Below are 22,034 nucleotides of genomic sequence, written 5' to 3'. Positions count from 1 at the left end.
GTTCGTCCTCCAGCCACTTGGCCGTCCCCATCGCCTCGGGCGTGGGTTCGGCACCAGGTAGCCAGTGGTTCGTCAGGGCCACCAACTGGCCCAAGCCGTTTTCGCTTAAGCGCTCAGCGTGGCCGAGTGCTTTTTTACGAGCACCTCAACCTTCGGGCCGTACTCTTCCAGCAGCGCGCCGGCGAGCTGCATCACCATCACCGGGTTGCCCAGCAGCGGTTTCAGCACATTTTTTTGTTCCTGCAGTACAGTGGTCATCAACAGGTTGTTGCCTGGGGCGACCTTGTTGGTTTGGGTCAGGGCGTTGAAGTACTTGGTGACGTCGGCCGGGGTCAGGTTGAAGGTGAATTCCTGTTCGCCGACTTCCAGGGTGATTTCGGTGTTGTTCTGTTGGCTCATGGGGTTGGTCTCTTGTTGAGGTTGGAAGAATTCGTGTCCTGGTGCGCTGGCGATCGCAGGCACACGCCACGGACGTATTGCTGCAGTCCGAGAATCATTTGCCGGCTTAGGGCGAGCTGATTACGGAGGGTGAAATAATCCGGTCGAGCGTCTGCTGCGAGTTCGGCGCGTCCTGCATCAGCCACGCGGGCGGTGCTGGCGGTGGCGGGCACAGATCCGGCGGCGGTACAGGTCGCGCGGACATGCAGCCGACCAGTGCCATCGCCAACAGAGCGGCGCAGGCGCTTGTTTTCAGTGAGTACATCGGTCAATTCCTTGGTGTTTCGTTGGTCGATCGCGTCCCGCTCGGCCAGCATCTCGCCGCTGATTCGGGCCGCTTCCCGCAGGCCGCTGGCCTCCCATTTCGCGCTATCACGCTCGCGCCTGGCTTCGTCGCGCTGACCTTCGAGCGAGTCAAAACCGATCCAGGCGACTAGGCACAACACGACCAGGAACAAAGCTTGGCGCAGCATCACAAGCCCTCCGCACACAGCCGGGATTCGGCCAGCCGACGGTTGTGCAGGCCCGGCACAAAGCGCTTCTGGCCCTTGGCGTCAGTCACAAAGGCCCATACCGGCGTCTTGCCGTCCGGCGCCCATGCCAGAGCTTTGCAGCCCTCGGTGATGCGGCCGGCGTTGATAAGCGCGACCGCTCGACTGGCGCAGGTGCTGGTCACACCGAAGTTGTGGCCGTGACTGGTGAGTGCGTCGAACGTGTTCTGGCTGGCGTTCGGGTTGGTGATGCACTCGGCGAGCTGCAGCTGCGTTTTGCGGATCACCAGTTGCTCCACCTCGGCGCACTTGGCGGGTGACCAGTAGTCGCCGACAACGACCGGGTAAGGGCTGGTAAACCGGGTGATGCCTTTGCAAACCGTGGGCAGTCCGCCGGCGAGCTTGTCCGCGTAAACGGTGTTCTGGCCGTTGCCTTCCCAGGTGCCCAGGAAGATCACCAGCGGCGTGCTGGCCAGCGCGATCGCACCGGCCATGATCCTGCCGCGCAGGCTCATGGGAACCACATCCGCAACAGTGCCGGCACCACCATCTGCAGGACGGCGCCAACCAGCGTCAGGATGGTCAGCAAGCGCCCGACCTTAGAGCCGATCACGTTGACCGCCAGGGTCAACTCCTGCTGGCCTTTGTTCAGTTCCTTGAGCTGGCCAGTCATGTTTTCGAATTGCTGCTCAAGCTTGGTCACGCGAGTCGGCACGGTTTCGTGACGACCTTCAAACTCGTTCATGCGGTGCTCGATCACGGCAAGTTGCCGCTCCAGCGTTCCCAGACGCGAAGTTTCAGTGGTCATCGGCGTTTACTCTTCTCGACGTCCGCCTGGCACGGGACGCACCGGGTTATGCCACCGTGCGCCTGGCGCGCCGGCGGGATTGGTGTGTCGCAGTCCTGGCAATGGGTCAGGCTCGGCCCGACCGGCACGGGCTTGCTCAACTGGACCTTTATCGCCTGGTCACGTTGGCGTTGCTCCAGCTCCTGGGCACGGTCGAACCAATCCACCATTAGCGCAGCCCCTCGATCTCTGTCGCAGCCAGGTACGGCACGCCGTTGATGTGAATGAAATCCGGGCTGGTCACGTCGAACGGAACCTTGTGTTTGCTCTTCTCGCCGCCCTTCGGATCGATCGCCAGCAGGCTGGAGAGCTTCACCTTGCAGCCGAATGCTTCCACCCGCAGTTCCTCGTCTTCGCCGGCCTTGGCGAAGAACACCGCATCGAACGGTTTGAGGCCTCGAAAGCTGCCCGCCGAGCGCGCCGCGTCGATCAGCAGGTTGAAGTTGGTGGTATCCAGCTCAAATTCGCCGGCAGCGGCCACGTCACCGTCCACAGTGCCGTCTGGCACACCCCGGGTTTGGGCCACTGCCGAGTTGTCGGTGATATCCAAAGTGCAGCTTTCGACGTGCAGCGCGATATCGCCCAGGCTCACGTCAAAGTTCTTGCCGCCAATCTTTGCCATGGGGCGTTACTCCGCTTTATCAGTGGAAAGATCCAGGGCAATGTTCGCCGTGAGGTCTTTCGGGCAGTTGAGGGGTTTGAGCTTGATGTAGGCCGCGACTTTGGTTTTGCTCTGCCACTCCAGCACCAGGTCGCCGTCTTTCGGCGGCTCGATGTCACCGGGGAACACCTCGCCGTTGAACTTGATGGACTTCGCCATGGCTCGCAGTGGCGCCATCAATTGGTTGGTGTTCACCGCCATGCTGTTGGGCGTGTTGTTCAAGCGACGATCAGCGACACGGCGGATCAGCAGCGGACGGATCAGGCGAGCGGCCTTATCGGTGATGCGCAGGTATTCCACGACCTGAAAGTCACTACCGGGGGTGTCCAGCATGTTGCAGTCACCCCAGTACACACCCGGATAGTCGGGGTAGGTCTGGGTGACAGAAAACCGAGCCCGATCCAGTTCACTGCGTACAGCGGACGGCAGCGGAATCAGCTCGCTATCAATAGGCACGTCGCCAAGCCCCAACACCGGGCCGGTGGCCACGCGCATCGGGCTATCAGCGATGCTGACTGCCGAATTAGCCAAGCGGCCAGCCAGCACGCCCAGGTCATTGCCGTGCAGTTGCGGTACAGGTGAAACGCGCGGCGCTGCCAGACCCGCTACCAACGCTTTTTGCTCGGTGAGGTACTGCGCCCAGGTCTGGTCGACGGCGATGCCGGCACTGCTCGCCAGAAAGAAAACCCGGCGGCCGTAGGTGTTGTTCAGGGCAACGGCCGCGTCATGCATGGCCGACAGTTCGTCACCCTTTGTCACGGGTTTGGTGACAATTACCCCTTCCACCGACACCCCTTGTTGCTGGGTTTTCTGCAGTGCGGTGGCCCAATCGCCTTCGGGGCCGACCGGAGCCGCCATGCAGGCCCAGCGCTGGCCACCGTTCAAGCGAGCGGCGGTAATCTGGGTTTTTAGGTCGCTCGCCGGGATGCCCAGAGCGGCGTCCAGGTCGCTGTCGGTGTTCAGCGGGATGAACTGACCGACGTTTTTGGCCGCAGGGCCGATGAAAAGAAAGTAACGCTCAACCTCTGTCACGGCACCCTGGCCTAGATTGAGATTGTCGACGGTGACTTGACCGAGTGCCATGCAGTGCCTCGTTAACGGGGTGAAGTTAGGATCTGTTGAAAGACCTGGTTAATCAGGTCACGGGTTTCATTGCCGGTTGCCACGCCGAGGAACTGACGTTTTGGCAGGGTGATGTCCCAGCTTTGCGCGCCAGATGTCTCGGTTTTCTCATCGTTCAGAATGCGGATCAGCAGACCGGCCTTGGCGTAGTTCACATGCTGTTGAATCCATGCAACCGAAGGCCGGGCCGGCGTCTTTTTGCCCTTCTGGCGGACGCGAAAACCCAGACGGCGCAGGCGTTTCGCTTGTTTTTCAGTGCATGCGATGCCAGGCGGGACGGTGTTCCAGCGACGCATCTGCGCAGCAGTACGCCGCTCGGTAGCACCGTTGTGCTGCTGAGTGGCGACCCAGCGAGTCAGCGCGTTTTTCCAACCCAGTTCGGCTTCGTCGGCGCTGACTCGCGTGACTTGCAGCAGCTTGGCCAGCCCGGCTTCCATCTTTTTCTTGCCCTTGGCTGATCCCTTGCGATCAGCGAACGGCGAGCCGTCGACGTTTTGCTGGGCGCGCTGATGCTTGCGGCTCATCGAGCGCACGCGCTTGGTCACGTTGTTCAGCAGGCGGCGGCGCAGCACCGGTGGCAGTTCCAGGAGCGCCAGTTGAGCGTCGACGTTGAGTAGCCCCCTGACATCGAGGTCGCACGGATTAGCGCTCACCGGTGGCCACCTCGCCGTTCTCGGCAATCCACAGGTCAAACGGCACGAAAGCCCAGCTCTTGCCGAAGGCGTCGATCTCGCCGGCAGGGTCTTCGGCCAGATACTGCGGCTCGACAAACTCCAACGTGATTTCCACGTCGAACAGGTCGTTGTCCAACGGATCGACAGCGAAATCCGGCGCCGGCAGTTCGTACCGGTCGCGCTCGGTGTCGTGGTTTTCCAGCCAACTACCCACCAGGGCCATCAGGCGCGCTGGATGGTCGGCGAAACGCTCCAGGACAATCGCGGCGCGATAGTGCATGTCGGCAAAGTGCATGCCGGCGACGTCGGGTTTCCAGATCAGCGAAAGCTTTACCTGCTCGGTGAAGCTGTCGAGCTGTTCAGGCGCGACCAGACGGCGTTCCAGCAAGTACGCAGTGAGTCCTTGTAACTTGATCACAGGAGCGCCGCCGTAATGCGGCCACGGCCTTGCAGTACACGGACGGCTTGCTGGCTGAACTCCAGAAAGGTTTCGCCGCGTTCGGGCAATTCCTTGCCGATGTTCTCTGCGTTTTCGCGACGGTTCACTGTGGCGAACTGGGTCAGCAAACTGGCCTTGGCGCGGCAATAAACGGCGCGTTTGTACGTTGCTGCGTGAAACGTGCGCTCAGGCAGCACCATGGGGTCGGCTTTCTCCACGGTGATGAGTCCGACGTTCTGCCAGTCACTTTTGCGCTTGGCCAGGTCGCGGTTGACCTCGATCATCGCGGTATTCAAGTCGGTGACCAGCAGCTCTACCAGGTACTCCGCCGGCAGGCGGTAACCTTTCTGGAACTCGGCCACGGAGAGGTTCGGCCAGAAGCCGTCATTCTCGATGTTCTGTTCCACGAAGGTCGTGGGTTTCCCTGAAAAGCTCATTGCTGGGCACTCAATAGGGCGGGGAAACTGTTTCTCATGGGGCGGGCCATAAATGGCCGACTCATGTCCACAGTTCCCCGCAGGGGGGGTAGTCGGTTATTCGGAGGCGTTGTCAGCCTGTTGTTTTTCCAGCGCCTTGCGAGCGCCTTTCAGACGGGTTCCCACGCCAATTTCCGAATGCAGCTCAGTGGCCCGTTCAAAGTGATGGATGGCGGTTTCCCAGGCCTTGGCGTCAATGCCGCGGATGCCCAGCAACTTGTGATAGCGCGCCGGGATTTGTGCCGGCAGATCCCATTCACCATCCACGAACGGGATCATGTCGCTCAGGTATGGTTCGGGGCTGCGCCCGCACTTCTGCTCGTTCTCGGCCCAGTCGATCACCGCGTCACCCACGAACGTCGGCACGTCGCGCTTGAATCCTTCGGGCATCGACTGGCCTTGCTTGATGGCAAACATGGCGACCTGCAAACCCAATTCGAATTGCTCGGTGTCGAACAGCCAGACCAGGACATGCACTAGCACCGGATTGGGGTGATTCAGTCCCGAGTCGCGGTAGCGCTCGACGTATTCCATGTACTTAGGCAGCAGCTCGTCACGCTTAATCAGGCGGCGCGTTTCGTGGTTGTTGATGTTGCTGAGCCGCTCCAGATCCACGGCCAGCGCGCTTTCCATCAGCTTGAGGTGCTTCTGTGCATTGGCAGGACTGGCCAGCGCGGTGCTGGAGCTATAAGGCTCCGCACTGGCCACTGTGCCCGGGCCTTCCGCGAGAACGCGCCGCTTGTGGGCCAGGGCGATACTCACGGCAGCAACTCCAGATTGCCGGCTTCGATCGCCGCGAATTTCTCCAACTGCTCGATCACATAGCCTTCATTGCGGCCGTTGTAATCTTCGACGCGGGAACGTTTCGGGTTCTCGATCAGATGGCGGCGCCAACTGCTGTCCTGGAAGTAAATCGAAAGGTTGTCCCAACTGGTCACGACAACGCCGGTGGATGGAAAGTGCGGGATGACGAAGGACGGCAAACCGCCGTAGGTGTCGATCACCTGCGCGTTTTCGATGCGTTCTTTTTCGGTCGGCGTGTCGCCTTGCTTGGCGTACAGCTTGCCCTTGTCATTGGCCAACAGATCGCTGCCGATGATTGCGATGAGGTCGCCGGCATCACGGAAAACCGGATCGATCATCTGTTTGACGTCGTGCACCAGGGCGTCAAGGTTGGCGTAGTCACCATCAGGGCCGAGGGTGATTTTGCCCGCGACTTTGCCTTCCTTCAGCACCTGAGCAGGGATCTGCTCGCGAGCCAGTTGCAGCCAACCTTTGTTGACGTCTTGCAGCATCGGGTGGGCCGCAAGGTCGGTCTGTACCGCCGCTTCGACACCGTGCCAACCGATCATGATGCGATCGAGCGCAATCTGGCGTTGCACCGCCGCGCTGTAGCGCTCTGCGAAGTCCGGGAACTTGGCCCAGCTATCGATCTTCGCGAAGGGTAGGCCGACGTCGGATTCGGTGTGGAACAGCTCGTAGTCCAGGCCCGATACGTCGCTGAAGTCCTTGGCTTCGCGGTCTTTGGTTTTGGTATTGGTGCGGCTGGACACCGGGCCTGTCACGCCGAGCATGACCTTTTGCCCTTTGATTTCACTGACGGGAACCACGTTGATGCGACTGAGAAAGTCGGATTTTTCAGTGATTTTGTCGTTCAGCTCTTGGGCAATGCTCGGTTCAACCGCGAACTGGCGAGACACGTCATGGACGTTGTACGACTCGGCCATGTCGTCCTGCAGAAGTGCGAACTGCTCCTGGGCGTGGCTGCTGAGAGAGGCGCCCATTTACAAGGTTCTCCGCTTCTGGCTCTGGGTCGCGCCGGTGGTGCGCGGGACGTTGCGGCCCTTCGGCGTATCCAGTAGAGCGGTGAATTTCTTGTCCAGGTTTGCCATTGCCTTGACCAGTGCCTGGTTGCTGGTCACGCCTTTGCGACGGCGTGAAAACTCTCGTTCTTCCTCAGCGGTGTCGAGAATTTCCTGAACGGAAGTTTCGACGGTGTCGATTTGCTCCGAATCTGCTTCGACTTCGGCAGTGTCTGGCGCGATCAAAGTTTGAATGCCGGCAGCGACGACCAACAACTGTTCGACCAGTGCGGCCAGCGCTTTGGCTTGGGCTTCATCCATTGGGGTTTGGCTCTCTGATTGGGGGTTCGGGGTTTCGGGGGGGGCTTCGATTCCGAAGCGCTGGAACAGCTTTGTGAGCAAGGCGGTCAACTTGCCTACTTCGTTCTTTGGCTCTGCTTCCAGCAGTTGGCCAAGCGCTACCGACGCCGCGAAATAAGCGGCCTTGCTGGTTTTATGGGAAAAGTAGAGTTCTTGAGTGCCCAGGCTGGCCGGCGAGTCGGTCACCGCGAGGCCTGACAAATACGCTTTGCCGGTACCGGCGAAGTTCGGAGTGATTTCGATGCTGGTGAACAGCTTTTCTCCCCGGTCGTTCAATGCCAGCAGCTTGTCGTTCGGCTTCAATTGCGCTTCTAAGGCGATCTGGCCGGGGTCCAAATCGCCGCCTTCTTCTACGACGCGCACCGCGTAAACAGTGCCGTGTGCGCCCATCCAGCGTTCGTGTTCGCTCCAGATAACAGCGGTGTACTTCGACGGATTGTAGGTCTCGGCGCAGTCGCGCAGCTCCTGTGGAAGGATCTCGCGACCATCGGCGGTGATGCCGCTGGTGGCGACACGTTTCCAAAGCGAAACAAGGGAACGGGGCATTGGCGTTTCTGCGCTCAATCGGTGGTTTGAGCCGCCACGATAGGGAGCCAATGAGCGCCAAACAAACGCTTTGCTTTTGCTTTTCTCCTATTTCCACGATCTAGGAGAATCGCAGAATTTAACCTCGCGTTTTCGGCGTTTTCGCCGCATAGACTGCGGTCCATGCTCTATTCAATCGAAGTCAAAGAAGCCGCAAAACGTCTCTATTTGCGTCGGTGCAAGCCGAAAGAGATTCAGGCTCAACTCAAGCTGCCGAACATCCGAATCGTCTACTACTGGATCGCCAAGGGCGGCTGGGACGAGATGCTGTCGGATGAAGAACCGCTGACAGCGGTCAGCCGGCGCCTGACGTTGATCCTTGAGAAACAGACCACGCTGACCAAAGGTGAGCTGGATGAACTCGACCGGTTGACCACCGTCCGCGATCGGCTGTTGAAGCAGTCGAGCAAACCGGCGCCGGTTGTCGCAGGTGAGTCGCTGGCGCATGACCAGGGCGAACGCAAGGATAAGCGTAGGGAGCGCGGCGACAGGAGCGGCAAGAAGCGCGAAAAGAAGGTGAAGAACGATGTTTCGGGCCTGACCGAAGTCAACTTCCTGGATAAGTTCATCAGCAAGATGTACGGCTATCAGAAGGAATTGTTTGCAGCCAAACAAAACCCGCTGACGTGCCGGATCCGCAACGTTTTGAAGAGTCGACAAGTAGGCTTGACCTACTACTTCGCCGGCGAAGCATTCATGGATGCGGTGCTGACCGGGGACAATCAAATGTTCTTGTCGGCCAGCCGTGCCCAGTCGGAAATTTTCCGAAGCTATATCGTCCAGTTCGCCCAGCAGTGGTTCGGGCTTGAGCTGACGGGCAACCCGATTTTGCTCAGCAACGGGGCGGAACTGCGCTTTCTCAGTACCAACAGCAGCACCGCCCAAGGCCCTCACGGCCATGTTTACGTGGATGAGTATTTCTGGATCCGCGACTTTGAAAAGCTGAACACCGTAGCCAGTGCAATGGCCACTCACAAAAAGTGGCGCAAGACTTACTTTTCAACACCCAGTGCTGTTTCGCACCAGGCTTACCCCTTCTGGACTGGGGAGAAGTTTCGCAACAGCAAACGCAAGACGGCCAAGGATCCGTGGCCGAGCGACAAACATGTCAGCGCCGGCGCGCTATGCCCGGATGGGCAGTGGCGCAAGATCATCACCATTGACGATGCGATTGCCGGTGGTTGCGATCTTTTCGACATCGAGCAACTGCGCTTGGAGTATGACGAGGATAAGTTTGAGCAGTTGTTCCGGTGCAAATTTATCGACAGCAGCATGAGTGCTTTCGCGCTGTCCGATTTGGAGCGCTGCTATTCCGACCTTTCACTCTGGACGGACTACGACCCGGAGGATCCGCGACCGTATGGCAACAGTCCCGTTTGGGTCGGCTACGACCCAAGCCGCACCCGTGATGACGCAAGCTGTGTGGTCATTGCCCCGCCGCTGGAGCCTGGCGCCAAGTTCCGAATTTTGGAAAAGCACAGTTGGCGTGGGCAATCCTTCAAGTTCCAGGCTGATCAGGTCAAGAAGCTCACAGAGCGATTCAACGTGCAGCACATTGGTATCGACACCACCGGTATTGGCTACGGCGTGTTTGACCTGGTGCGCGATTTTTATCCGCGTGCGACCTCGATCCATTACAGCTTGGAAACCAAAAACACACTGGTGCTCAAGGCGCAGGACACCATTCAAGGCAGTCGCATCGAATGGGACGCGGGCTGGAACGATATCGCCCAAGCATTCCTGACGATCAAGCGCGGCACCACAGGCGGTGGCCAAGTCACCTACAGCGCTTCACGCACCGACGCTTCAGGCCATGCCGACATTGCCTGGGCAATCATGCACGCGCTGGCTCACGAACCACTGAACACCAACAAACAGCGCCGAAGCTCCTACACACTCAGCGGAACAGGTACACATGGGCAAGCGAAGAAACCAGCAAACCGGCAATCCAACACAAGGGCGAGTGCGGGCGTTTTCGTTCGGCGCTCCCGAGCAGGTACTGAGCGAAAACATCGGTCAATATCTGGGCACATTTGCCAGCCACGACGGCCGAATTTACACGCCTCCAGTGTCGCGCCAAGGGCTGGCGAAGTTGTTGCGGGCCAACGCGCACCACGGCGCCATTCCCGGTTTCAAGCGCAACCTGTTGCTGCGTGAGTTCATTCCTTCGGCGGGGTGCAGCATTCGCACCATGAGCCGTGCGGGGCTGGATTTCATGGTGTTCGGCGAGTCCTATTTCCTGAAGAACCGCAACGTGTTCGGCGAAGTCCTGGAAATGGATCACCTGGCGGCGATCAACATGCGAGTAAAAGTAGACGGCGGCTTTGTGATGCTGCTGCCGGACGGCAAGGAAGTGGAATTCGAACAGGAAGACGTCGAACATGTGATGAATTACGACGTGGAGCAGGACGTCTACGGCATTCCCGATTACCTGGGCGGTATGCAGGCATTGTTACTCAATGAGGCCGCGACCCTTTTCCGCCGACGCTATTACAGCAACGGTGCCCACGCGGGTTATATCTTCTACACCAACGACCCGAATTTGACCGAAGACGACGAAAACGAGCTGCGTGCGCAGATCAGTGCGAGCAAGGGTGTGGGTAACTTCAGGTCGATGTTCGTGAACATCCCGGGCGGTACCGAAAAGGCGATTCAAATCATCCCCGTGGGGGACTTCCAGGCGAAAGATGAGTTGGAGAAGGTGAAGAACATCACCCGTAACGACGTCATTGCGGCCTGGCGGATGAACCCGGCGCTGGCGGGGATTATTCCGGAGAACAGCGGTGGTTTTGGCGACATTGAAAAGATCGATCGGGTTTACACCAACAATGAAATCCGTCCGATCTGTCAGTTATTCGAGCAATTAAATGATTCACTGCGGCCTGATCGGCGTCTCGGATGGCGTGAACCCATTGAGCCAGGCGCAGCGATTTGAAGTGGCTTCACGTAGAATAGTGTGCGTACGTACACCATTGAGAGGGGGCGCAATGCGGATCACTTGTAGGGACTGTGGGGGTAAGGCTCGGATCGAGTCGCGAGAAAACATGAATCGGGAATACGCAAAGCTGTATTGCCAGTGCCTCAATCTACATTGCGGGCATACGTTTGTGATGAGCCTTACCTACTCGCACCCTTTGCGCCCCTCGGCCCAGTCGGTCGATCAATTGATTTTCGACCGGCTACGTGCGATGCCGATTGCTCAGCAACGTCAGTTATTTGATCAACTCAGTTCATTGCCCGTCTGATTAAACAATTCTCCCAGCTCTCTGGAACATTCCAGTAATCGACCATGACTCCAAGTCATGGTTGCTACAACTCCGCCGCTTTCTTCCTCGTTAAGTGGTCGAGCACCGACTGACACGCTTAACGACATTAATACTTTTGCAACTTCTTCTAAAATATCTCTCGTGTTGATGATTACGCGCTCGTCCATTACTTCGGCTCCATGCTGGGCGGATCAATTGCAGCGCACTTTACGAATTTAAAAATTAGATTGTCAATTAGTATTTTGATTGCGTTTGGTGTGTGTTTTACGTTGCCTACATATCAAAGCTACACGGTTCTCGTATATCTGGGAACCCTCGCTTTCTGGAGCTTTGATAGCATTTTTATTTGTTTAGAATCAAAGCTGTCTGCACGAATTTATATTTTCATGCATGCGTAATTACTTAAGTGCGTAGATTCCTGCTTTCCGGGTTGTAGGTTTTTTTAGTTGAAGGAGGCTATTATTGTCGAAGTAGAGCTAAAGTTTTGCGACTTTCTTAATTTATTTGATCGTTCTTGCTGTTGGGTGCCGTCTAGTTTGTTTGCATGAAACTATGTTTTCATGCAAATAAAACATTGTTGCTCGCGGTGATACAGTGGCCTTGTTAAGACAAAAAAGGGCGCCGGAGCGCCCTTGTCAATAAGACAGTTCTGGAATCCAAACTGCGGAAAATTATTACGGTTTATTTCGATGCATTGTTAGAGAGACGACACCATAACGCCTATTTCCTCTCGGATCTTCGAACGCGGCAACCACCAAGCCCGCTGGCAACGGAATATGCGCCATGCCATTTCCGGTGTTGTGGTGGAGTAGGGCGGTGGCCGCAACCAAGTGAAAGTCGGCAGGCAACTCCATCTGTTCGCGGGCGTCGTCGTACTGCGCCTCACTGACTGCTACAAACTGACCGTCGATCAGCATGGGCTAACTCCTTTCTGTTTTACTGCTATTGGTTTGGCGAGCAGTCGAGCGACCACGTCAGCATCGCGATCGGACAGATCGCCCAGGGTTTGAGCCATTTCGGCCAGGCTTTCGAGACGCTGCCGGGCGTCCGGCGTTTTGTGTACCAGGTAGCCGATCAAAGCCGCTCCAATCATCGCCGTGGCCAACAAAGGGCGAGGGGGCATGAAGGTGCTGCTGCGCTGGCCGGGCGGTGTGATAGCCTTGCTACCGCTGCTGCTTGGGTGCTGTGCTTGCATGGTGTTGCTCCTCTTGTGGTGGTTGGTGTCGGGGAGGTGCGAACTCCTCGACACCGTCTCTCTCACGCCTGCCGCAATTGGCTTGCCGTGAATACCGGGCGCTGTTCACAGCGCACTTCAAACAATCCCAGGTCATGCCCATCAACGTCGCGCATATGCACCACTGTGACGAACGTCGGCGTGTCCTCCGGGTGATCCCTCCAATGTGCGGCCGCTGCCAGCTCGGCCAGATCTTCCGGTGAGCGCTGGTCGACGTAGCTGCTCGGTAACGGCAGCTCGCCGGGCAGGGTGTTGGCTACGAAGCGAATAATCATTGTTGCCCCCTCCTTACGCTTGGCGCACCAGGTGAACCACAAAGTCAGATGGAATTCCGGAGTGAATGCCTTGGGCTTGCAGATTCATCGCGGCTTTGATCTGGAACTGGGTGCAGTCGTCGGCTAGGAATTGCTTGGCCCCAGCCAGTGCTTTCTCTGCGATCAGGTTCACGAAGTACGGGGTAGTCCACTGTTGGCCGACGAGGATTGGCGCCTCGATCCCCTGCTTTTGCAGTTCGGCTTGAATTGCGCGTAGCCGGGTGGTTTTGCCTGTGGCTTGGCCGCCGGTGATGACTTGTACTTGCATGGTGTTGCTCCTTCTTTATGAGCCTGGGTCTCTTGATCCAGGAGGGTGAGTCGAGTCCGCCAGTAAAAAACGCGCGCAAGACCGCTCGGAGTCCGGAACATCCGGAACATTTAAAAAGTGATTGGCTGTAACCATTGATTTACGGGGCCTGTAGCTGAGCGAAAATGTTCCGGTACTACCGGAACATTCCGGAACACGTTTTTTTGTGAATCGGCTGTAAGCCTTGTGTTGTAAGGGCTACAGCCGTGTTCCGGTAAAAACGCTGACCGGAACATTGCCGGAACATGCCGGAACACAATCCGTTCCGGTGTGTTCCGGAATGTTCCAGTGCGACCGGAACATTTTTTTGTAAGTAAGTGACTGTATTTATTGATGTTTATATCTATTGAATAGAAATGTTCCGGATGTTCCGGACAAACAAGGGGACTTCGCACAAAAGCCAAGCTCTTACCCATGCACACCCGATACACCTGCTGACCCATACGTTTCATGATGCCTCCCCCCGCTTGCTGAAGAACCACAGCCACAGAGAACGCTTCTCCAGTCGTGACCGTGCTTTACGCGTCTCAATGAATTTGTGGGTGGTGCTGGTGGCCAATGCACGGCGCAACTGGGTGTCAGGAATGACGTCTTGGCCAGCCTTTCTACAGGCCTGCTGGAAATGCTCGATGTTGATGCCGATGAGTTCTTTGTCGATGCTGTGGTTGAGCGTTTCGCGGGTCTCTTCACGTTCGCCTTCGGCATCGATGATGGTCACCACGTCTTCATTCAAGTAGTGATAGATCTGCCAGAACTTGGCGGCGGTCGGGTTCTCCGATCGGCAGCGCTGTTGGCGATCGATGGCGCGGGCCTCCAGATGCTTAGCCAGGCTTTCTGTGTCTCTGTCCGTCCAGGTGGGAAACAGCGCCTGGGTTGCGTAGGCCGCTGCAAGGACTTGCGCGAAGCTCTGGACGATCCGCGCTTCCGTCAGGGCGTTGATGGACTGAAGACGTTTCTCATAGCGCGGGAATGCCTCGAAGTAGCGTTCCAACCATTGCTTTTCGAAAGCCAGTACACGGCGCAGGAAGCCGCCCAGCTCCTTGGCTTTCATGATCTTCAACCGATCGGCCATCGGCTTTAGGGCCAGCGAGTGGTGATCCTTGGTGCAGTGCATATGCACGATGCGCGAAAGAATGGCCTCGGAGCCATCCACGGTTTCGTTCTGTGAGATGGCCAAGGCACCGCGCCAGATGCTGGTGCGCGTCTCGTTACCGGTAGTCTTCGCGCCGGTTACACGTACAGGGGCGTGATAGTCATACAGCGTCTTCATTTCATCCCAGGCGAACTGCACCGTCACCGAACGGCCCTGAGCATCGGTGTAAGTCCGATCGGATTCGATTAGGACAACCGGTAAGTTGCTGACTTCGGAAAGGGCGCGTGAAAGGCCCACGGCGCTGGCACCGGTGCCACTGGGTTTGATCCCTTCCATATTGTCGCGACCGATCAGGCGCCACAGGAATCGCAGTAGGGTGGACTTGCCCGCGCCTGGTTCGCCGGTCAGCTCGAGGAAAGGGAACGACGCCTGCTGAACGCCAATCTGTTGAACGAACAGCGACGCTGTCCACCACGACAATGCCGCAAGGCCATTCAGGCTATGAACTGCCAGGAAGTCGGGAAACCACTCCGGATCAAAGTCGGTACCGCGTTCGAACTTTGTGTTTACCAGGGCGGTTTTCACCCCGGCGCCTTTGACTTCGATGAAGCCGTGACTGTTGACCTGCAGCTCTCTACCGCCATGAAATCCGAACTGGGGATAGCAGTAGGTGCCTGAGTCTTCGTCGTAGCCAATGAACGGCAGGCTGCGAACAGTGCGCACCGGACGCCGCTCATCGTTCAGCCATTTGGCTTTGAGCATCGCCAGCTCACGAGCGCCGCCCTCAAAGTTTCCGCCTGGCGTGAAGTCGAGCATTGCCCGAACGAAACCACGCGGCTCTGCAATGGCGCTCGAAGGTAGTGGTGCCTGAACGCTCCGACTGCGATCGGGAAAACGGAAGTCGAAGTAGTAGCGTTGCTCGCCGGTGATAATGTCTTTTTCGAGATAATCCAGGCTGGGGATGCAGTTGGAGATTTGCGCTATCTTCACATTGCGGGAAAAGATCTCGCGGTTGCCGTCCACCTTGTCTTCGCCCAGATCCTTGCTCAGGTCTGCTTGATTGACCCGGGCCGAATACAGTTGGTTACGAAACTCCAGCAGATAGAACCCTGCTGGCCGGCGCAGGTACAGCAAGTAGGCAAGTTTGTTTGTGCTTTCAGCGGTGAACAGCCGGCCGCGATAACAAGCGTCGTCCAGAAATTTGTCGTCCAGTTCACCATCCCGGTATACATCATCCCAATCGCGTTCACCGGCGAGAGCAACCCAGGCTATTTCCGTCATGCCGCGCAGCATCTTCAGATACTTGGGAATGTATTTGTGACCGGCTTTGTCGTCATCAAGGCCGATGACCCATGTCACCAGCTTGCCTTTATTCGCTTCCACGATCGCCCAAGGGAAGTTCACGCAACTGATCGATGCGATCGCCTTTTTGCCGGCCAGGTGTAGCGCGATCGCGTGGAAGATCCCTTCCACGATGTAGACCCGATCGCTCTTTTCAATGGTTTGCCCTGGTGGCGTCCAGCCGCTGTTCTGGTAAGACATTTCGAACTTGATGCCGGCTTTGTCGCCTTTGTTGGCGGCAACCATGCTCTCGTCGATGATCCTTTCCCAATAACCATTGCACAGCGGAAAACGCACGGTATCGGCCCAAACGCCCGACTTCATCTTGCGTTTAGCTTGGGTGTACCAGCCGGCGAGTTTGGCTACATCAAAACCGCGGTTGCGCTTTAGATAGGCGTCTGCCGTGGCGTTGGGATTGGCTTCAGTAGCCGGGAAACGCTCGCTCAAGTTTTCGAACAGGTAGCTGTAACGCTCCCGTGTGTTCTGTTCGAACTGGCACTCGTTATCGCGGTTGCACTTCAACCGATAGGGTTTTTCTCTACTGATGAATAGCTTTTGCTGACCGCAGTTAGGACAAGTGCCTTTCTGTAGGTACTTGTCACTGACGTCCTTGAAGTCCAGCTCTCTATCGTTCTCCAGCGCCTTGACGACGTCAGTCTGATAGATCTCTTCGAATTGGTCGGAGGTAATGCGTGTTCTTGCGTTCATCACCGGGCCTTAGCGCTTGGAAGAGGTCGGTTTGGCAGACACGCGTTCGGCTTGTTCTGCTGCTTCCATGGCCAGGGCGACCATATTGATCAGCAGAGCTTCTTTGGATCCCTCGGCCTTGGCACGGATAAGGATTCGGCCGCGCGCGATGTCGTTACGGATCGCACGTTCGGATTGTCCCGACCGACGCGCAAGCTCCCGAACTGTTGTGTAGGGCGTGTCTATGGTGATCTGCATTTGATAAGCTCCTTCGTCATATGTGCAGCAAAAGTACACATATGAGGATATTAAGTACTCAAATGAGCAAGGTCAAGGGGCGCACATGGAACTCGGGCAAAAGCTCAAGGAAATTCGTTTAACCGAGCGGCTGACTCAGTCGGAAATCTGTGAAGTGACAGGGATCAAGCTTGGGACATGGAAGGGCTACGAATACGGGGCACGGAAGGAGGTGAGTTCAGGCGAGTTACTGAAAATCACCACCCATCCTCGGTTCATGAAATACGCGCTCTGGCTGGTGACGGATCAGACGGCACCTGACTGTGGCCAGATAAGCCCAGTGATCGGTCAGTGAACCTCGGTGAAAAGCTGCGCCTTATACGTACTCGGGAGCGGCTTACCCAGTCTGAGATGTGTGAGCTTTCAGGTATCGGGATCAACACCTGGAAAGGGTATGAGTACGGGAGAAGTAAGACAGTCGCGTCGTCGGAGCTTCTGAAAATTACTCAGCACCCTCAGTTCACCAAATACACGATGTGGCTGATGACCGGCCAAACCATCCCGGAGGCAGGGCAGATCAGCCCTGTGTAAACCCGTGCCGATAAAGAAACTACCGGATGGCCGCTACGAGGTTGATTGTCGCCCCGATGGCAGCTACGGCTATCGAACCCGCAGAATTTTCCCTACCAAAAACGAAGCGACCCATTACCACAGTAAGGTTATGGGAGAGGCTGCGTCGGGGCGGGTTGCCAAACCTGCCAAGCACGACGCCAGAAGCATGCTTGAGCTGGTTAATCGCTGGTACGTCGTTCATGGGCAAAACCTGAAGACCGGCAAACAGCGTCTGGCGCTTTTGATCAGCATGGTCAATCGAATGGGGAACCCGAAGGCGCACAAGTTTACGTCTGCTCACTTTGCGCAGTACCGCGCCGAGCGCGCAGAAGGTAAGCACTCCAGGACGACACCAGGCGCTGGCTACTCAAAGGGCGATGCGGATCCGAAGCCCGTCAGCGCGAATATGCTGAATCATGAGCTGACGTACCTACGTGCTGTCTTCAACGAACTGGCCAGGCTGGGCGAGTGGGACGCCGACAACCCGTTGGACAAGGTGCGCAAACTCAAGTTTGACGAAACAGAGATGGCCTACCTACTGGCGGATCAAATTAAGCTGCTGTTGAGTGACCTGGCTACACGGGATTCAAACGCCGGGCTGATCGCTGAGGTGTGTCTGGCCACCGGTGCCAGGTGGGGCGAAGCGGAAGCGCTTCAACCGCGCCAGGTGCGAAATCAGATGGTGCATTACAGCCGCACGAAATCCAGCAAGAACCGGTCTGTGCCAATCTCGAAACGGCTTGAGGAACGATTGAAAGCCGCGCTGCCGTTCAGACCTTGCGCCATCACCTTTCGGCGTAGTGTTGAGGCGATCGGATTAGAGCTACCCGATGGGCAGATGACGCACGTCCTGCGACACACCTTCGCATCCCATTACATGATGAACGGCGGGGATATCCTGACGCTTCAAAAGGTGCTTGGGCATGCGACGTTGGCCATGACTCAAAAGTACGCTCACTTCAGCCCTGGACACTTGGCCGAGGTCGTCAATCTGAATCCAATGGCCAGCCTCTTGGAGGCGAAATCGGCAGTCGTTGAGGTGGAGTAAACGTCCGTCCAAAACTGAAATTGGACGAATTTTGGACGGAGCGCATTTTGTGCAATTCATCTGACCGACTTTTTCAGATGCCAGAAACGACGAAAGCCACGTAATACGTGGCTTTCAATTTGGTGGGCCCACACGGACTTGAACCGTGGACCAAAGGATTATGAGTCCTCTGCTCTAACCAACTGAGCTATAGGCCCTCAGTAGGTCGCGGATTATAGCGACGGTTTCTCGGCTGTGCTATCCGAATAATCCGATACGGTTACACGAAGAAACGTTGCCGCGAATTCTTCCGGTGGTAGCGGCAGGCTGACGATGTAGCCCTGGATCTGTTCACAGCCTTCGGCGGCGAGAAATTGTTGTTGCGCCTGGGTTTCCACGCCCTCGGCGATGACCGTGAATTGCATGCTCCGCCCGAGCGCGATGATCGCCCGGACAATCGCCGCATCGTGGGGGTCGTCGGGCAGTCCGCGAACGAATGACTGGTCGATCTTGAGGATGTCCAACGGCAGGCGTTTGAGGTAACTGAGCGAAGAATAACCGGTGCCGAAGTCGTCGATGGCCAGTTGCACGCCGAGGTGTTTGAGTTGGTGCAGCACGGCCAGCGCTTCTTCGGCCTGACTCATGATGAAATTCTCGGTAATTTCCAGTTGCAGTAAATCCGGCTGAAGGCGGTTGTCCTTGAGCAGTTGTTCGATGCGTCCGAGCAGATTCGGCTGACGCAGCTGTGCACCGGCGAGGTTTACCGACAGTGGGCCGAGGCTGTCGTAGACCTGGTTCCATTCAAACATCTGCCGGCAAGCGGTCTCCAGCACCCAATCGCCGATCTGCAGGATCATGCCGTTTTCTTCGGCCAACGGAATGAAGTGTTCTGGCGGCACTTCGCCGAAAGCCGGGTGGCGCCAACGGATCAACGCTTCGGCACCGACCAGACGATGGTCATCGAGGCTGATTTTCGGTTGGTAGTAGAGGAACAGTTCGTCACGCTCAATGGCTCGGCGCAATTCGTGCTCCAGCGCTATGCGCTCGCTGGCCTGGGCAGTGAGGTCGCGGGTGTAGCTTTCGACACGGTTGCGCCCCTTGGCCTTGGAGCGGTACATCGCCGCATCGGCGTTTTTCACCAGTGTGGCAACGTCGCAACCGTCCCGTGGATAGAGGCTGGTGCCGATGCTGGCGCTGATGAAGAACTCGTGTTCGCCGGCCTGGAATGGCGCGCCGAAGCAATTGAGCAGTTTGAACGCAATGTTGTCGGCGTCGCTGGCCTGTTGCAGGCCGGGTAACAGGATGATGAATTCGTCACCGCCCAGGCGCGCCACGGTATCGATGTCGCGCAGTTGCTCTTTCAGGCGCACGGCGATGCCCTTGAGCAGCAGGTCGCCGACCGGGTGACCGAGGCTGTCGTTGATGTGTTTGAAACGGTCGAGATCGAGAAACAGCACGGCGCCCTGACCGCCGTTTTCCTGCTGACTGTTCAACGCCATCAACAAACGGTTTTCGAACAGCGTGCGGTTCGGCAGGCCGGTCAGTGGGTCGTGGTGCGCCTGATAGTCGAGTTTGGCCTGCGCATGTTTGAGGCTGGAGATGTCGGCAAACACCGCGACAAAATGGGTAATGAATTTGTCGCGGTTGCGCACGGCACTGATGGTCAGCCAGCTCGGGTACAACTCGCCGTTCTTGCGCCGGTTGGAGATCTCGCCTTGCCAGTGACCTTCGTCGGTCAGCTGGTGCCACATTGCCGCGTAGAACGCGCTGTCGTGCAGGCCGGAGGCAAGCAGGCGCGGTGTATGCCCGAGCGCTTCGCTTTCGCTGTAGCCGGTAATCTCGGTGAAGGCGCGGTTGACCGCGCTGATGTGCTGTTGGGTGTCGGTAATCAGCACGCCTTCGGCAGTGCTTTCGAACACGGTGGCGGCCTGTTGCAGTTTTTCCTGCATCAGGTGGCGCTCGGTGATGTCGCGGGCGATGGTCAGCATGCAGTCTTCTTCACCGATCGGCAGCGGACGGCTGGACACTTCGCACAGGCGAATCTGCCCGTCACTGCGACGGATATGGCAGGTGAAGTCACGGACGAAGCCATCGCGGTGCAACAGGTCGAGCATCTGTTTGCGCTCGTTGAGGTTCACCCAGATGCCCAGATCCAGCGCCGAACGATCCACCGACATGGCGCTATTGAAACCGGTGATACGGCTGAAACCTTCGTTGACCTCCAGCAGCAGGCCATCGCTCTGCCGTGACAACAACAAACCATCCGGCGAGGCATGGAAGGCTTTGGCGAACTTCTCTTCGGAGGTTTGCAGTTGCTGCTGGGTTTCCTTGAGCTGAGTGATGTCACGCACAACGACGACCAGGGCTGGCGTGGTGTCCAGATCGAAGGGTTCGGCGGAAATCAGGCCAGTGAACAGTTGGCCGTTGTTGCGGCGAAAAGGCATCTCCAGATTGCGAATGCTGCCCGCCTGCAAACGTTGCAGCAGGCCCGGACCGACGCCGGGAATTCCCCAGATATTCAGGTCGGTCGCCGTTTGCCCAAGCACTTCCTCGGCTTTCAGTCCGATCTGTTCTTCAAACGCTTCGTTGACCTCCAGCAGGCAACCATCGGATAGCCGTGCAATGACCAGAATGTCCGGGCACTGCTGGAATACCGAGGCGAATTTTTGCTCCGAGAGCCGCAGCGCCTCTTCAGTGCGCTTGATTTCGCTGATGTCGATCATCAAGCCGCGCATCACCGGCTCGTGACCATGTTCGATCAGGCTGACGATGTCGCGCACCCACAAACAGCGGCCATCCGCGGTGATCACGCGATAATCGACGATGTGATCGCGACCCTCGCGAAGCGCCTCTTTGCAGTAGCTCTGTGTGCGGGTCAGATCGGCGGGGTGAATGATGTTGTGCCAGAAACCGGGGATCAGCCAGTGCGATTGTGGATAGCCGAGCAAGTCTTCGGCGTGGGGCGAGACATAGCTGTAGGTGAAGTCGCTCATTCGCGCTTCCCAGGCGATGGCCGACAGGCTCTCGACCAGGCCTCGATAGTGATACTCGCTGCTGCGCAGTTCCTGTTCGAGGTCGATGCGTCGGGCGATTTCCGAGCTCAGGCGTCGGTTGATGCGGATCACCACGGCGAGGATCGTCACCAGCAGCAACAGCCCCGGTAGGCCGTAGATCAGCAGATCCGACCAGAATGTCCGATGATCTAGGACGTTGCCGACCCAATGCTCCTGAATGCTGCTTATTTCATCAGGGCTCATGTCCGCGAGCACTTTGTCGAGAATCCCCACCAATACCTTGTTGTCGCGCGGCACAGCCATGGCCAGTTGGTAGCGATACGGGGTTTCGCCACTGACGTACAGACCGTCGAGCTTGAGCTGGCGCAGGCTCCAGACGCTGGAGGCGAGGTCGCCGACAACGGCATCCACTTCGTCGGTCGCCAGCGCCTGCAACGCTGAACTGACATTGGGCATGGCCACCAGATTCAGATCGGGGTGGTGGGTGCGCAGCAGTTCGTGGGGCGCGTAGTTTTCCACCACGGCGATCTTCAGGCCGTACAGATCGTCAAGTTTGCGCGGTTGCGCGCCACCGATATGGGCGAGGATGACGATCGGGAAGTCGAGATAAGGGCGGGTGAACGACAGGTAGGTCTGGCGTTCGGGGGTGGACATGATGCCGGGCAGAAGGTCGATCTTGCCCGCCTTGACCTGTTCCAGCACCACCGTCCAGCTCACTGGCTCGATGGGGGTCAACTTGATTGCCAGGCGTTGGCGAATCACATCGATATAGTCGGCCGCCAGGCCCTGATAGCGGTTCTGGTCGTCACGGTATTCAAAGGGCGGCCACGATGCATCGACACCCAGGCGCAAGTCCGGGTGAGCCGCCAGCCAGCTACGTTCTTCATCGGTCAGAGTCAGCGCGTCAGCCGTTGCGGTCCAGATCATCAGTGACAGCAAAAAAAGCACGGACGCCAATCTGGGCATAACGCTCTCGTTATGGCTCGGGGATGATTGTTTCGAGTGTA

At 57.5% G+C, this 22,034-nt stretch carries 27 protein-coding genes and 1 tRNA gene; 6 read left to right on the top strand and 22 right to left on the bottom strand.

The annotated features are described in order from the left end of the window. Positions 1-105: 105 nt before the first annotated feature. From P3G59_RS26580 to P3G59_RS26520, 13 genes are all read right to left on the bottom strand, one after another. Entirely contained in the window at positions 106-399 is a 294-nt protein-coding gene (locus tag P3G59_RS26580; RefSeq protein ID WP_277759569.1) for a putative phage tail assembly chaperone, read from the bottom strand. Next, a complete protein-coding gene (locus tag P3G59_RS26575) occupies positions 396-911 on the bottom strand; it encodes a lysis protein (protein ID WP_277759568.1) in 516 nt (171 codons plus the stop codon). The genes P3G59_RS26580 and P3G59_RS26575 overlap by 4 nt, the downstream gene beginning before the upstream one ends. Next, entirely contained in the window at positions 911-1,444 is a 534-nt protein-coding gene (locus P3G59_RS26570) for a lysozyme (RefSeq protein WP_277759566.1), read from the bottom strand. The genes P3G59_RS26575 and P3G59_RS26570 overlap by 1 nt, the downstream gene beginning before the upstream one ends. Continuing rightward, complete coding sequence (locus P3G59_RS26565; RefSeq protein ID WP_277759565.1) at positions 1,441-1,737, bottom strand: hypothetical protein; 297 nt, start codon at positions 1,735-1,737, stop codon at positions 1,441-1,443. The genes P3G59_RS26570 and P3G59_RS26565 overlap by 4 nt, the downstream gene beginning before the upstream one ends. Continuing rightward, positions 1,734-1,946 carry a TraR/DksA C4-type zinc finger protein gene (locus P3G59_RS26560; RefSeq protein ID WP_277759564.1) on the bottom strand — a complete coding sequence of 71 codons (213 nt, stop codon included), beginning with the start codon at positions 1,944-1,946 and terminating at the stop codon, positions 1,734-1,736. The genes P3G59_RS26565 and P3G59_RS26560 overlap by 4 nt, the downstream gene beginning before the upstream one ends. Continuing rightward, complete coding sequence (locus tag P3G59_RS26555; protein WP_025111123.1) at positions 1,946-2,398, bottom strand: phage protein; 453 nt, start codon at positions 2,396-2,398, stop codon at positions 1,946-1,948. Before P3G59_RS26555 ends, P3G59_RS26560 begins: the two co-directional genes overlap by 1 nt. Positions 2,399-2,404: 6 nt before the next feature. Then, the gene (locus tag P3G59_RS26550) at positions 2,405-3,520 is read right to left on the bottom strand and encodes a DUF2586 domain-containing protein (protein WP_277759563.1); all 1,116 of its coding nucleotides are present in this window, start codon (positions 3,518-3,520) and stop codon (positions 2,405-2,407) included. An 11-nt stretch (positions 3,521-3,531) separates the two neighbouring features. Continuing rightward, complete coding sequence (locus P3G59_RS26545; protein WP_277759562.1) at positions 3,532-4,212, bottom strand: virion morphogenesis protein; 681 nt, start codon at positions 4,210-4,212, stop codon at positions 3,532-3,534. Continuing rightward, the gene (locus P3G59_RS26540; protein WP_277759561.1) at positions 4,202-4,651 is read right to left on the bottom strand and encodes a phage tail protein; all 450 of its coding nucleotides are present in this window, start codon (positions 4,649-4,651) and stop codon (positions 4,202-4,204) included. The genes P3G59_RS26545 and P3G59_RS26540 overlap by 11 nt, the downstream gene beginning before the upstream one ends. Beyond that, positions 4,648-5,109 carry a head completion/stabilization protein gene (locus P3G59_RS26535; RefSeq protein WP_277759560.1) on the bottom strand — a complete coding sequence of 154 codons (462 nt, stop codon included), beginning with the start codon at positions 5,107-5,109 and terminating at the stop codon, positions 4,648-4,650. The genes P3G59_RS26540 and P3G59_RS26535 overlap by 4 nt, the downstream gene beginning before the upstream one ends. A gap of 96 nt (positions 5,110-5,205) precedes the next feature. Next, a complete protein-coding gene (gene gpM / locus P3G59_RS26530; RefSeq protein ID WP_277759559.1) occupies positions 5,206-5,910 on the bottom strand; it encodes a phage terminase small subunit in 705 nt (234 codons plus the stop codon). Continuing rightward, positions 5,907-6,932, bottom strand: a complete 1,026-nt coding sequence (locus P3G59_RS26525; protein ID WP_277759558.1) for a phage major capsid protein, P2 family — start codon at positions 6,930-6,932, stop codon at positions 5,907-5,909. Before P3G59_RS26525 ends, gpM begins: the two co-directional genes overlap by 4 nt. Continuing rightward, a complete protein-coding gene (locus P3G59_RS26520) occupies positions 6,933-7,856 on the bottom strand; it encodes a GPO family capsid scaffolding protein (protein WP_277759557.1) in 924 nt (307 codons plus the stop codon). It lies immediately after the preceding gene. Between the two features lie 162 nt (positions 7,857-8,018). Between P3G59_RS26520 and P3G59_RS26515 the strand changes: the two genes are divergently transcribed. The 3 genes from P3G59_RS26515 to P3G59_RS26505 are packed head-to-tail and all read left to right on the top strand — an operon-like array spanning position 8,019 to position 11,140. Next, positions 8,019-10,052 carry a terminase family protein gene (locus tag P3G59_RS26515; protein WP_277759556.1) on the top strand — a complete coding sequence of 678 codons (2,034 nt, stop codon included), beginning with the start codon at positions 8,019-8,021 and terminating at the stop codon, positions 10,050-10,052. Beyond that, positions 9,988-10,830, top strand: a complete 843-nt coding sequence (locus tag P3G59_RS26510) for a phage portal protein (RefSeq protein WP_277759555.1) — start codon at positions 9,988-9,990, stop codon at positions 10,828-10,830. The genes P3G59_RS26515 and P3G59_RS26510 overlap by 65 nt, the downstream gene beginning before the upstream one ends. A gap of 52 nt (positions 10,831-10,882) precedes the next feature. Continuing rightward, positions 10,883-11,140, top strand: a complete 258-nt coding sequence (locus P3G59_RS26505; RefSeq protein WP_277759554.1) for an ogr/Delta-like zinc finger family protein — start codon at positions 10,883-10,885, stop codon at positions 11,138-11,140. On the opposite strand, the gene P3G59_RS26500 is transcribed toward P3G59_RS26505, so the two are convergent. The 7 genes from P3G59_RS26500 to P3G59_RS26470 form a co-directional block, all read right to left on the bottom strand. Continuing rightward, positions 11,116-11,328 carry a hypothetical protein gene (locus P3G59_RS26500; protein ID WP_277759553.1) on the bottom strand — a complete coding sequence of 71 codons (213 nt, stop codon included), beginning with the start codon at positions 11,326-11,328 and terminating at the stop codon, positions 11,116-11,118. The two genes, P3G59_RS26505 and P3G59_RS26500, sit on opposite strands and share 25 nt — an antisense overlap. A 507-nt stretch (positions 11,329-11,835) precedes the next feature. Next, a complete protein-coding gene (locus P3G59_RS26495) occupies positions 11,836-12,078 on the bottom strand; it encodes a hypothetical protein (RefSeq protein WP_277759552.1) in 243 nt (80 codons plus the stop codon). Beyond that, positions 12,072-12,356 carry a hypothetical protein gene (locus P3G59_RS26490; RefSeq protein WP_277759551.1) on the bottom strand — a complete coding sequence of 95 codons (285 nt, stop codon included), beginning with the start codon at positions 12,354-12,356 and terminating at the stop codon, positions 12,072-12,074. The genes P3G59_RS26495 and P3G59_RS26490 overlap by 7 nt, the downstream gene beginning before the upstream one ends. Positions 12,357-12,418: 62 nt before the next feature. Next, positions 12,419-12,670 (bottom strand): hypothetical protein, encoded by a 252-nt coding sequence (locus P3G59_RS26485; RefSeq protein ID WP_141129362.1) that lies wholly within the window; start codon positions 12,668-12,670, stop codon positions 12,419-12,421. Between the two features lie 13 nt (positions 12,671-12,683). Beyond that, positions 12,684-12,977 (bottom strand): hypothetical protein, encoded by a 294-nt coding sequence (locus P3G59_RS26480; protein ID WP_277759550.1) that lies wholly within the window; start codon positions 12,975-12,977, stop codon positions 12,684-12,686. 487 nt (positions 12,978-13,464) lie between these two features. Further along, positions 13,465-16,158 (bottom strand): toprim domain-containing protein, encoded by a 2,694-nt coding sequence (locus tag P3G59_RS26475; protein WP_277759549.1) that lies wholly within the window; start codon positions 16,156-16,158, stop codon positions 13,465-13,467. A 9-nt stretch (positions 16,159-16,167) separates the two neighbouring features. Next, complete coding sequence (locus P3G59_RS26470) at positions 16,168-16,395, bottom strand: hypothetical protein (protein ID WP_277759548.1); 228 nt, start codon at positions 16,393-16,395, stop codon at positions 16,168-16,170. Between the two features lie 85 nt (positions 16,396-16,480). On the opposite strand from P3G59_RS26470, the gene P3G59_RS26465 reads away from it, so the two are divergent. The 3 genes from P3G59_RS26465 to P3G59_RS26455 are packed head-to-tail and all read left to right on the top strand — an operon-like array spanning position 16,481 to position 18,034. Next, a complete protein-coding gene (locus P3G59_RS26465; RefSeq protein ID WP_141129359.1) occupies positions 16,481-16,729 on the top strand; it encodes a helix-turn-helix transcriptional regulator in 249 nt (82 codons plus the stop codon). Then, positions 16,726-16,965: a helix-turn-helix transcriptional regulator gene (locus P3G59_RS26460; protein WP_141129358.1), complete on the top strand. Its 240-nt coding sequence runs from the start codon at positions 16,726-16,728 to the stop codon at positions 16,963-16,965. The genes P3G59_RS26465 and P3G59_RS26460 overlap by 4 nt, the downstream gene beginning before the upstream one ends. Before the next feature lie 4 nt (positions 16,966-16,969). Beyond that, positions 16,970-18,034: a tyrosine-type recombinase/integrase gene (locus tag P3G59_RS26455; RefSeq protein ID WP_277759547.1), complete on the top strand. Its 1,065-nt coding sequence runs from the start codon at positions 16,970-16,972 to the stop codon at positions 18,032-18,034. A gap of 120 nt (positions 18,035-18,154) precedes the next feature. On the opposite strand, the gene P3G59_RS26450 is transcribed toward P3G59_RS26455, so the two are convergent. After that, positions 18,155-18,231 (bottom strand) — tRNA-Ile (locus P3G59_RS26450). 15 nt (positions 18,232-18,246) lie between these two features. After that, the gene (locus P3G59_RS26445) at positions 18,247-21,993 is read right to left on the bottom strand and encodes a bifunctional diguanylate cyclase/phosphodiesterase (protein WP_277759546.1); all 3,747 of its coding nucleotides are present in this window, start codon (positions 21,991-21,993) and stop codon (positions 18,247-18,249) included. Positions 21,994-22,034 lie beyond the last annotated feature (41 nt).

Source organism: Pseudomonas sp. A34-9, assembly GCF_029543085.1.
Taxonomy (GTDB): domain Bacteria; phylum Pseudomonadota; class Gammaproteobacteria; order Pseudomonadales; family Pseudomonadaceae; genus Aquipseudomonas.
The sequence above is the reverse complement of the archived record's forward strand: the minus strand, read 5'-3'. Positions and strand labels throughout refer to the sequence as shown.